Raw genomic sequence first — 10275 nt, forward strand, 5'->3', positions numbered from 1 at the left:
TTTAAGCCTTTGAATTTAAGCCTTTGACTTTGACGTTCAGCAGTTGACTTTAACGTTAAGCCAAAGCCCCCCTTAATCCCCCCCAAACTGCACCCTCAACAAATTCTTCTGCACCTTCCCCATCGTATTCCGCGGCAGCTCATCCACCAGATGCACCCGCTTCGGCACCTTGAAATTCGCAATCCGCCCCTTCAGCAAGCCGATCAGGCTGGCCTCCTCCAGCGCCGAGCCGGGCTTGCCCACCACCACCGCCACCACGGCTTCGCCGAAGTCGGCGTGCGGCACGCCGATCACCGCGCTCTCCGCCACGCCGGGCATTTCGTCGATGAAGCTTTCGATCTCCTTCGGGTAGACGTTGTAGCCGCCCGAGATGATGAGGTCCTTGCTGCGGCCGACGATGGTCAGGTAGTCGTCGGGCACCTTGCGCTCGCCGGACTGGCTGACGATGGCGCCGCCGAAGCGGCCGACGTCGCCGGTCTTGAACCAGCCGTCGGCGGTGAATTCTTCCTGCGTCTTCTCGGGCATGCGCCAGTAGCCCTTGAACACGTTCGGGCCGCGCACTTCCACGTTGCCGATCTCGCCGGGCGCGCAGGGCTTGCCGTCGCCGTCGACCACGCGCACCGAGACGCCGGGCAGCGGCTTGCCGACGGTGCCGCCGATGCGCTCGCCGTCGGCGGCGTCATACGGGTTGGAGACCAGCATCACGGTCTCGCTCATGCCGTAGCGCTCGAGGATGGTGTGGCCGGTGCGCGCGCGGAAGGCGTCGAAGGTTTCCATCAGCAGCGGCGCGGAGCCGGACACGAACAGGCGCATGCGGCGGCAGGTGTCGTCGTCGAAGCGCGGTTCCTGCAGCATGCGCACGTAGTACGTGGGCACGCCCATCATCACGGTGGAGCGCGGCAGGAATTTCAGGATCTGGGCCATGTCGAGGCGGGGCGCCCAGATCATCTTGGCGCCGGCCAGCAGCGCGCCGTGCGAGGCCACGAACAGGCCGTGCACGTGGAAGATCGGCAGCATGTGCAGCAGCACGTCGTCGCTGCGCCAGCCCCAGTATGCGTGCAGCGTCTTGGCGTTGGAGGCGAGATTGCCGTGCGTGAGCATGGCGCCCTTGCTGCGGCCCGTGGTGCCGGAGGTGTACAGGATGGCGGCGAGGTCGTCGGCGCCGCGCGCCACCGTGGCGAAGGTATCCGGCTTGCCGGCCGCGCGCGCCAGCAGCGAGCCGGAGCGGTCGTCGTCGAGCGTGAACACGTGCCGGGTGCCGTGGCGGAAGGCCACCTTGGAGACCCACGGGAAGTTGGCGCTGCTGCACACCACCACGTCGGGCTCGGCATTGCCGATGAAGTAGTCGATCTCGGCTTCCTGGTACGCGGTGTTGAGCGGCAGGTAGACGTAGCCGGCGCGCAGCGTGGCGAGGTAGAGGAACAGCGCCTCGGGCGACTTCTCCACCTGCACGGCCACGCGCGCGCCTTCGGGCAGCTTGAGCGCGGCCAGCAGGCTGGCCAGCCTGGCGGTGGCGCGGTCGAGGTCGTCCCAGCTGTAGTAGAGGCCGTCGTGGGTTTCGATGCAGCAGGCGCTGCGGTCTGCCGGGAAGCGGGATTCGAACAGGGCGAACAGGTTGGCGTTCATGTTGCGGAAGATATGGAACGGGATCGTCAGTAACATTGGCAATCGGGGGCCGGGAGCCCGGGAGATCGGCCCGAGAGGTCAATGAGGCGGTACGAGTGCGGTTTAGCGGACTTCATCAGGCCCGGACTTTCGGGCGGGCCGACAGCCGGCCATGATAGGCCCGCGGCTAGTGCCCGGTAAAGTGCGGCGCGCGCCGGGCCAGGAAGGCGGCCACGCCTTCGGCGTGGTCGGCGCTGCCGGCGTAGCGGAAATGCGCGGCCAACTCGTGCGCGCCGAGCGGCTCGGGCGCGGGCGCCAGGCGGCGGATGGTCTCCTTGTTGATGCGCGCGGCCAGCGGCGCGCCGGCGGCGATGCGCGCGGTGGCGGCGGCCACCTCGCCGGCCAGCGCGGCGGCCGGCACCACGCGCGTGAGCAGCCCTTTCGCGTGCGCCTCGGCGGCGTCGAACACGCGGCCTTCGAGCAGGATCTCCAGCGCCACCGCGCGGCCGGCCAGCGCCAGCAGCCCGCCCAGCTCGCCCGGCGCCATCGGGAAGCCGAGCCGGTTGATGGGCACGCCGAAGCGGCTGTCGGCGGCGGCGATGCGCAGGTCGCAATGGCAGGCGATCTCCAGCCCGCCGCCCACGCAGACCCCTTCGATCATCGCCACCGTGGGATGGACGCAGTCCGCCACCGCGGCCAGCGCCGGCGCGATGATCTCCATGTGGTAGCGGCGCAGCGCGGCGTCGTCGCCGCGCTCCTGCGGGAATTCGGCGATGTCGGCGCCGGCGGCGAAGTTGCCGCCGGCGCCGCGCACCACCACGCAGCGCAGCGAGTCGTCCGCCGACAGCCGCGCGAAACCCTGCGCCAGCGCGCGCCACATCGCCACCGAGATCGCGTTGAGCCTGCCCGCGTTGGCCAGCGTGACCGTGGCGATGCCGCCGTCGCGCGTGAATTCCACCGTGCCGCTCATGCCCTTGCTCCTGCCGTCATCACCATCCTCCTCGCGTCAAACCAGTCGAACCAGCCGAACCGGCCGAATCAGTCTATCTTGGCGCCGGACTGCTGCACCACCTGCGCCCAGCGCTTGATCTCGGCGCGCTGGAACTGGGCGAACTGTTCCTGCGTGAAGGCCGGCGTGTCGGAGCCGTTGGCCAGCCAGACCTGCTTCATCTCGGGCGTGTTGAGCGCCTTCTCCACTTCGGCGTAGAGCTTGTCGACGATGTCCTTCGGCGTGCCCTTGGGCACCCACATCGCGTACCAGGTGGAGACGTCGTAGTTGGCCACGCCGGCCTCGGCCGCGGTCGGCACGTTGGGAAAGGCGGCCGAGCGCTTGGTCGATGCCACCGCCAGCGCCTTGATGCGCCCGGCGCGGATGTGCTGGGCCGACGAGCCGAGCCCGTCGAACACCATGTCGACCTGCCCGGCGATCAGGTCCGACAGCGCCGGCCCCGCGCCCTTGTACGGGATGTGCGTGATGAAGGTCTTGGTCTGCAGCTTGAACAGCTCGCCCGCGAGGTGGTGCGACGAGCCGTTGCCGGCCGAGCCGTAGTTGAGCTTGCCCGGGTTCTTGCGGGCGTAGTCGATCAGCTCGCCGAGCGTGTTGGCGGAGACCTTGGCCGGGTTGACCACCACCACCTGCGGCGGCTGCGCGATCACGGTGACGGGAATGAAGTCCTTCTCGATGTCGTAGTCGAGCTTCTTGTAGAACGACGGCGCGATGGCGTGGTGCGCGCCGCCGATGAACACCGTGTAGCCGTCCGGCGCGGCCTTGGCCGCGATGCTCGCGCCCACCGTGCCGCCGGCGCCGCCGCGGTTGTCGATCACGAACTGCTTGCCGAGCTGCCTGGAAAGCTGCGCGGTCAGCGGGCGGGCGAAGGCATCGGTGCCGCCGCCGGCCGGGAACGGCACGATCACGGTGATGGGCTTGGACGGCCAGGCATCGGCCCGGACTGCCGGGGCTGCCATGCCGAGGGCCGCGCCGAGCGCGCAGGCCAGCCCGGCCAGTTGGAACTGACGACGTTTCATTGCTCTGTCTCCTGTGTCTTTTCTCTGCGGAAAGTCAAACGACGGAACTGCCACCACAACAAGGCGCCGGCCCGGCGAGGGGCCTTGCCCGGGACCCGGCCACGATCACAAGAACTTGCCCACGGCGCGGCTGATGCGCGGGTTGCCGTTGCCGAGGCGGGCCAGGTTGTCATCGAGCGCCTCGGGCACGTACAGGTAATTCACCATCATGCCGCACGACTGCGCGCGGCCCTTGCGCGACAGGTCGGCGGCCCAGTTCAGCCGCTCCACGCAGGCGCCGTTGCCGAGGTGGAAACGCGCCACCGGGTCGGCCGGCATGCCGTGGTGGCGCTCGCGCACGAGGAAATGCGCGGCCAGCGCCAGCGCGGTGTCGCGCATCACGGCGTCTTCCCGGGCGCCCTTTTCGTGCTCGCCGTGCGCCGCGTCCGCGCCGGCGGCCAGCGCCGCCAGCCAGGCCGCGCCGTCGGCGGGCGGCTCGCCATGCTGCTCGCGCCAGCGCGCCAGGCGCTTGTCGCCGAGCAGCGCGGCCACCGCGGCGCCGTCGCGCTTGCGCAGCCAGTCGGCGAAGCCGGGAATCGGCGACAGCGTGGCGAACTGCTTGAGCTTGGGAAACTCGCGCTGCAGTTCCTCGATCACGCGCTTGAGCAGGAAGTTGCCAAAGCTCACGCCGCGCAGCCCGGCCTGCGTGTTGGAGATGGAATAGAAGATGGCCCACTTGACGCGGCGCAGGTCTTCCAGCGGCGCCGCCTCGTCGAGCAGCGCATGCACGTTGGCGGCCATCTCCGGCACGAAGGCCACCTCGACGAAGATCAGCGGCTCGCGCGGCATGCGCGGGTGGAAGAAGGCGTAGCAGCGGCGGTCGGAGTCGAGCCGGTTGCGCAGGTCCGCCCACGAGGCGATCTCGTGCACGGCCTCGTAGCGGATCAGCTTTTCCAGCAGCGAGGCGGGCGAGTCCCAGGTGATCGGCTGCAGCTCCAGCAGGCCCACGTCGAACCAGTTGGAGAACAGCGCCTCGAGATCGTCGTCGAGCGGGCGCAGGCCCGGCATGCGCTTTTGCCAGCGCAGCATGTCGGCGCGCAGGCCGATCAGGAAATGCAGGCCGCACACGCTGTCGCCCTGCTGGCCGTGCAGCGCGGCGAGCCGCCTGAAGAAGCGGATGCGGGCGTTGGACAGCGCCTGCGACAGGTTCGGGGCGGCGGCCGCCTTGTCTGTGCCAGTCCCTGTGCCGGTCCCGGCGCCGTTGCCTGCACCGCTGCCAGCCGCTTCGGCGGCCTCGCCATTGGCGGCGACCTCGGCCAGCACGCCGAGCATGGCCTGGCGCGCGTCGTCGCCGGCCGCCTCGTATTCGGCGCGCCACGACTGCGCGGCGGCGTTGGCGGCGCCATCGGTCAGGCGCGCGTCGAAGCACTGGCGCAACTGCTCGCGCTGGCGGCGCAGCACGCGCGCCGGCAGCGGCGCCGGCGCGGCGTCCGCCTTGCCGTCGGTCCGGGCCGCGGGCTTGCCCGTGCCGTCGGCATCGCGCTCGCCCTTACGGCCCCACCAGCGGCCGAAGCGCGACCACAGGGTGCCGCCCGCGGGCTCGGGGCCGGCCAGCGGCGCGCTGACTTTCTGTTCGCTGTTGAAGGAGTCCATGACGTACCTGCTATCGAACTGCTATCGAACGGTCGGACGATCAAAACGATCAGGCATCGGACGAAGGCGCCGCCAGCCGGCGCGCGCGGGCCGGCCCGGCATCGCCGCCGCCCGCCTTGTCCGCGAGGCGCAGCCGCCCGCGCCGCGGCGCCGCGGCGACCTCGGCGGCGGGCGGCGCCGCGGCCTGCGCCTCGGCGGCGTCGAGCGCCCTGAGCGCGCCGCGCTGGCGCATCAGGTGCGTCTTCATCAGCGCCTCGGCGCCCTCGGAATCGTGCGCCTTGAGCGCGGAGAACACCGACAGATGCTCCGCGCACGATTCGCGGATGCGGCCCGGCAGCTTCAGGCTCTTGTGGCGCGACAGCCGCAGCACCTTGCGCAGGTCGCTGATCAGGCCGGACAGCCAGCGGTTGCCGGCCAGCCGCTGGATCGCTTCGTGGATCTGGTAGTTGGTTTCGTAATAGGCGTCGATATTGCCGTCCCGCGCGTAGCGCGCGAGCTCGGCATGCAGGCTTTCGAGCGCATCGAGATCGACGGCGCTGGACTTGCGCGCGGCCTCGAAGGCGCAGCGCCCTTCGAGCAGCGCCATCAGCGGGAAGATCTCGTCGAGGTCCTGCTCGGACAGCGCGTTGACGAAGCAGCCGCGGCGCGGCTCCAGCCGCACCAGCCCCTCGGCCGCCAGCACCTTGAGCGCCTCGCGCAGCGGCGTGCGCGAAATGCCCATCGATTCGGCCACGCTGGCCTCGTCGATCCACGCGCCGGGCATCAGCGCGTGCTCGTCGATCAGCGTGCGCAGGCGCTCCGCGACTTCGAGATACAGGGCCTGCTGGATGATGCGCATGGAGTTCTCCGGCGGGAACGGGGCAATGGCATCGAGGTGGCCGCAGCGGCACTTCCGCCAACTCAATAATTCATAATTATGAATAACGGCGGCATTAACACAACAAGAATCGATGTTGCGCAGCGGCAAGCGGGATTTGTGGAAGCGTCGAAGGAAGCCGACGTTTTTTTCCGGCACGGCGGCATTCGCAAGCTCCTACCCTCTCCCCCGGCCCCTCTCCCACTGCGCGGGAGAGGGGAGCAAACCAAGGGCAATGAGCAAAAGCCGCGCGTCAGCGCATCGACGCCCGCACCGCCTCGCCGTGCCGGTAGGCCCACACCAGCATGGCGATGCCGGCCAGGATCATCGGCAGGCTGAGCCATTGGCCCATCGAGAAGTTCAGCGCCAGCAGGCCGAGGAAGTTGTCGGGCTCGCGCGCGAACTCGACCAGGAAGCGGAAGCCGCCGTAGCCGATCAGGAACACGCCGGAGACCGCGCCCATCGGGCGGGGCCTGCGCGCGAACAGCCACAGGATGATGAACAGCGCCACGCCCTCGCCGGCGAACTGGTAGAGCTGCGACGGATGGCGCGGGATGTTGTCGCCGGCCTGCGGGAAGATCATGCCCCACGGCAGGTCGGTCGGGCGGCCCCACAGCTCGCCGTTGATGAAGTTGCCGATGCGCCCGGCCGCGAGGCCGCACGGCACCAGCGGCGCGATGAAGTCGGTCACTTCCATCCAGTGGCGCCCGCGCATCTTGCCGAACAGCCACATCGCCACGATCACGCCGAGGAAGCCGCCGTGGAAGGCCATGCCGCCCTCCCACACCTTGAGGATCTCGAGCGGGTGGCTGAGGTAGTAGTCGGCCTTGTAGAACAGCACGTAGCCCAGGCGCCCGCCCAGGATCACGCCCAGCACGCCGAAGAACAGCATGTCGTCCAGGTCCCGGGCGGTCCAGCCCTGCGCGGCCATATGCGGCTGGCGGATGCGCAGCCGGCCGAACCACAGGAACATGATGAAGCCGGCCAGGTACATCAGCCCGTACCAGCGGATGGCCAGCGGACCGAGGTGGATGGCGACCGGATCGAATTGCGGGTGAATCAGCATGTTTGCCGTGAAGTAGGTTGTGGGGCCGCGCCGCGCACGGCAGGCCAGGAAAAAAGCCGGCGGGCGGGAAATCAGCCGGCGGCCGCGTCCGGCTTTATGCCAGCGTTTTGCGTCATGGTCATGGCAGACGCCAGCGCGCCGGCGATCTCGATGAAGGAACGCAGCACCGGGCTGACGCTGCCGGCGCCCGCCTCGCGCCACACCAGCCCGGTCTCGATGTCGGGCCCGGCATCGCGCAGCGGCAGGTAAGACACCCCGGTGCGGCGAAGGTTGCACAGCGAGGCCGGCACCAGCGCCACGCCCATGCCGGCCGACACCAGGCTGACGATGGTCTGCATCTGGATGGCCTCCTGGGCGATCGCCGGCGTCAGCCCTTCGCGCGCATAACAGCCCGTAATGATGTCATAAAACGCCGGCGCGCTTCGCCGCGGGAAGATGATGAGCGGCTCGTGGGCCGCGTCGCGCAGCGCGATGCCGGCCTGCGCATCGCCGCCGTCCCCACTGTCCTCACTGTCCCCGCTGTCCTGCGGCGCGCCGCGCGGCCGCCAGCCCTGCGGCACGGCCAGCACCAGCGGCTCGCGCACCAGCGGCAGGTAGGACACGCCGTGCGGCATGGCCGGCAGTTGCGGGCGGATCACCAGCCCGGCGTCGATGGCGCCTTCCATCAGCGCCTCGAGCTGGATGTCGCTGGTGGCCTCGCGCAGTTGCAGGTGCACGTTGGGGTGGTGCGCGCGGAAGCGCCGCAGCAGGTCGGGCAGGATGCCGTAGTCGGCGGTGCTGACGAAGGCCAGCGACAGCGTGCCCGCCTCGCCGCGCGCCAGCCGCTGGGCCAGCCCGGGCAGCGCGGCGGCGTCGGCCAGCACGCGGCGCACCTCGGGCAGCCATTGCTGGCCGGCCGGCGTCAGCGCCACCGAGCGGCGCGTGCGCAGGAACAGCGGCACGCCGATTTCCTCCTCCAGCGCCTGGATCTGCTGCGACAGCGGCGGCTGGGTCATGGCCAGGCGGCGCGCCGCGCGGCCGAAATGGAGCTCTTCCGCCACCGTGACGAAGTAGCGTAGCTGGCGCAGGTCCAATCGGGCTCCTGATATGTTTTTCGACTCAATAGAGGTTGAATAATATATTTGACACGATAAAACGCAAGCGGCATGCTTTCGCCCACAACACGGCAGACGCCCGCGCGGGGTTCAGGCCAACCCGAACCACCGCGCCGGCCAGCACCCATTCCCCCGGAGATTCCCCATGACGTTCAACAAACGCTCGCAGCACATCACGCAAGGCGTGGCGCGCTCCCCCAACCGCTCGATGTACTACGCGCTCGGCTACAAGAAGGAAGACTTCGACAAGCCGATGGTGGGCATCGCCAACGGCCACTCGACCATCACGCCGTGCAACTCCGGCCTGCAGCGCCTGGCCGACGCGGCCGTGGCCGCCATCAAGGACGCCGGCGCCAACCCGCAGATCTTCGGCACGCCGACCATCTCGGACGGCATGTCGATGGGCACCGAGGGCATGAAGTACTCGCTGATCTCGCGCGAAGTCATCGCCGACTGCATCGAGACCGCGGCGCAGGGCCAGTGGATGGACGGCGTGGTGGTGATCGGCGGCTGCGACAAGAACATGCCGGGCGGCATGATCGCGCTGGCGCGCACCAACGTGCCGGGCATCTACGTCTACGGCGGCACCATCAAGCCGGGCAACTGGAAGGGCAAGGACCTGACCATCGTGTCGTCGTTCGAGGCCGTGGGCGAATTCACCGCCGGGCGCCTGAGCCAGGAAGACTTCGAGGGCGTGGAAAAGAACGCCTGCCCGACCTCGGGCTCGTGCGGCGGCATGTACACCGCCAACACCATGAGCTCCTCGTTCGAGGCGCTGGGCATGTCGCTGCTGTACTCGTCGACGATGGCCAACCCCGACCAGGAAAAGGTCGACAGCGCCGCCGAATCGGCGCGCGTGCTGGTCGAGGCCATCAAGAAGGACATCAAGCCGCGCGACATCATCACGCGCAAGTCGATCGAGAACGCGGTCTCGCTGATCATGGCCACCGGCGGCTCCACCAACGCCGTGCTGCACTACCTGGCGATCGCCCACTCGGCCGAGGTGGAATGGACCATCGACGACTTCGAGCGCGTCCGCCGCAAGGTCCCGGTGATCTGCAACCTCAAGCCCTCGGGCCAGTACGTGGCGACCGACCTGCACCGCGCCGGCGGCATCCCGCAAGTGATGAAGATCCTGCTCAAGGCCGGCCTGCTGCATGGCGACTGCCTGACCATCACCGGCCGCACCCTGGCCGAGGAACTGGAAAACGTGCCCGACACCCCGCGCGCCGACCAGGACGTGATCCTGCCGATCGAGAAGGCGCTGTACAAGGAAGGCCACCTCGCCATCCTCAAGGGCAACCTGGCCGAGGAAGGCGCGGTCGCCAAGATCACCGGCCTGAAGAACCCGGTCATCACCGGCCCGGCGCGCGTGTTCGAGGACGAGCAAAGCGCGATGGACGCCATCCTGGCCGACAAGATCAACGCCGGCGACATCCTGGTGCTGCGCTACCTCGGCCCCAAGGGCGGCCCGGGCATGCCCGAGATGCTGGCCCCCACCTCCGCCATCATCGGCAAGGGCCTGGGTGAGTCGGTCGGCTTCATCACCGACGGCCGCTTCTCCGGCGGCACCTGGGGCATGGTGGTCGGCCACGTCGCGCCCGAAGCGCACGTGGGCGGCAACATCGCGCTGGTGCGCGAAGGCGACTCCGTCACCATCGACGCGCACAAGCTGCTGCTGCAGCTCAACGTGAGCGATGAAGAACTGGCCAAGCGCCGCGCCGAATGGAAGCAGCCGGCACCGCGGTACACGCGCGGCGTGCTGGCGAAGTTCTCGAAGCTGGCCTCGACGGCGAGCAAGGGGGCGGTGACGGATTAAGGTTTTTGGGGTTCGGTCCGGATCTGGGCCCGAAAGAAAAAACCCGCGATTTCTCGCGGGTTTTTTCTTGGGGATTTTTTTCCTTTGCGGTTTTTCCTTTGCGGGAATTGTTTAACGTCAACTTCTTAAATTCAAGGTCAACTGATTAACTGCTTAACTGCAAAGTCAAAAGCCTAAA

General features: G+C 68.7%; 8 protein-coding genes. 1 reads left to right on the top strand and 7 read right to left on the bottom strand.

Features of this window, described 5'->3' with window-relative positions:
• Nucleotides 1–72 precede the first annotated feature (72 nt).
• The 7 genes from KF708C_RS33735 to KF708C_RS33765 all read right to left on the bottom strand — a co-directional run bounded on the left by KF708C_RS33735 (nt 73) and on the right by KF708C_RS33765 (nt 8257).
• Entirely contained in the window at nt 73–1626 is a 1554-nt protein-coding gene (locus KF708C_RS33735) for a malonate--CoA ligase (protein ID WP_059416179.1), read from the bottom strand.
• 166 nt (nt 1627–1792) lie between these two features.
• On the bottom strand, nt 1793–2575 hold the full coding sequence (locus KF708C_RS33740) for an enoyl-CoA hydratase-related protein (RefSeq protein WP_059416182.1): 783 nt from the start codon (nt 2573–2575) through the stop codon (nt 1793–1795).
• A 68-nt stretch (nt 2576–2643) separates the two neighbouring features.
• Nucleotides 2644–3630, bottom strand: a complete 987-nt coding sequence (locus KF708C_RS33745; protein WP_020206823.1) for a Bug family tripartite tricarboxylate transporter substrate binding protein — start codon at nt 3628–3630, stop codon at nt 2644–2646.
• 105 nt (nt 3631–3735) lie between these two features.
• Nucleotides 3736–5262 carry a malonyl-CoA decarboxylase domain-containing protein gene (locus KF708C_RS33750; protein ID WP_059416185.1) on the bottom strand — a complete coding sequence of 509 codons (1527 nt, stop codon included), beginning with the start codon at nt 5260–5262 and terminating at the stop codon, nt 3736–3738.
• Nucleotides 5263–5311: 49 nt separating this feature from the next.
• Complete coding sequence (locus tag KF708C_RS33755) at nt 5312–6100, bottom strand: GntR family transcriptional regulator (protein WP_082080230.1); 789 nt, start codon at nt 6098–6100, stop codon at nt 5312–5314.
• Nucleotides 6101–6371: 271 nt separating this feature from the next.
• On the bottom strand, nt 6372–7184 hold the full coding sequence (gene lgt, locus KF708C_RS33760; protein ID WP_020206826.1) for a prolipoprotein diacylglyceryl transferase: 813 nt from the start codon (nt 7182–7184) through the stop codon (nt 6372–6374).
• 71 nt (nt 7185–7255) lie between these two features.
• Nucleotides 7256–8257: a LysR family transcriptional regulator gene (locus KF708C_RS33765; protein WP_059416187.1), complete on the bottom strand. Its 1002-nt coding sequence runs from the start codon at nt 8255–8257 to the stop codon at nt 7256–7258.
• 166 nt (nt 8258–8423) lie between these two features.
• Between KF708C_RS33765 and ilvD the strand changes: the two genes are divergently transcribed.
• Nucleotides 8424–10097, top strand: coding sequence for a dihydroxy-acid dehydratase (gene ilvD / locus KF708C_RS33770; RefSeq protein WP_059416188.1), 1674 nt, complete (start codon nt 8424–8426; stop codon nt 10095–10097).
• Nucleotides 10098–10275 lie beyond the last annotated feature (178 nt).

Source organism: Cupriavidus basilensis, assembly GCF_000876015.1.
GTDB classification, from domain to species: Bacteria; Pseudomonadota; Gammaproteobacteria; order Burkholderiales; family Burkholderiaceae; genus Cupriavidus; species Cupriavidus basilensis_B.

What these genes read in the sequence shown, in the direction of transcription:
- lgt (WP_020206826.1), bottom strand. Translation starts at nt 7,184, where the DNA reads ATGCTGATTCACCCGCAATTCGATCCGGTCGCCATCCACCTCGGTCCG.
- ilvD (WP_059416188.1), top strand. Translation starts at nt 8,424, where the DNA reads ATGACGTTCAACAAACGCTCGCAGCACATCACGCAAGGCGTGGCGCGC.
- KF708C_RS33755 (WP_082080230.1), bottom strand. Translation starts at nt 6,100, where the DNA reads ATGCGCATCATCCAGCAGGCCCTGTATCTCGAAGTCGCGGAGCGCCTG.
- KF708C_RS33740 (WP_059416182.1), bottom strand. Translation starts at nt 2,575, where the DNA reads ATGAGCGGCACGGTGGAATTCACGCGCGACGGCGGCATCGCCACGGTC.
- KF708C_RS33735 (WP_059416179.1), bottom strand. Translation starts at nt 1,626, where the DNA reads ATGAACGCCAACCTGTTCGCCCTGTTCGAATCCCGCTTCCCGGCAGAC.
- KF708C_RS33750 (WP_059416185.1), bottom strand. Translation starts at nt 5,262, where the DNA reads ATGGACTCCTTCAACAGCGAACAGAAAGTCAGCGCGCCGCTGGCCGGC.
- KF708C_RS33745 (WP_020206823.1), bottom strand. Translation starts at nt 3,630, where the DNA reads ATGAAACGTCGTCAGTTCCAACTGGCCGGGCTGGCCTGCGCGCTCGGC.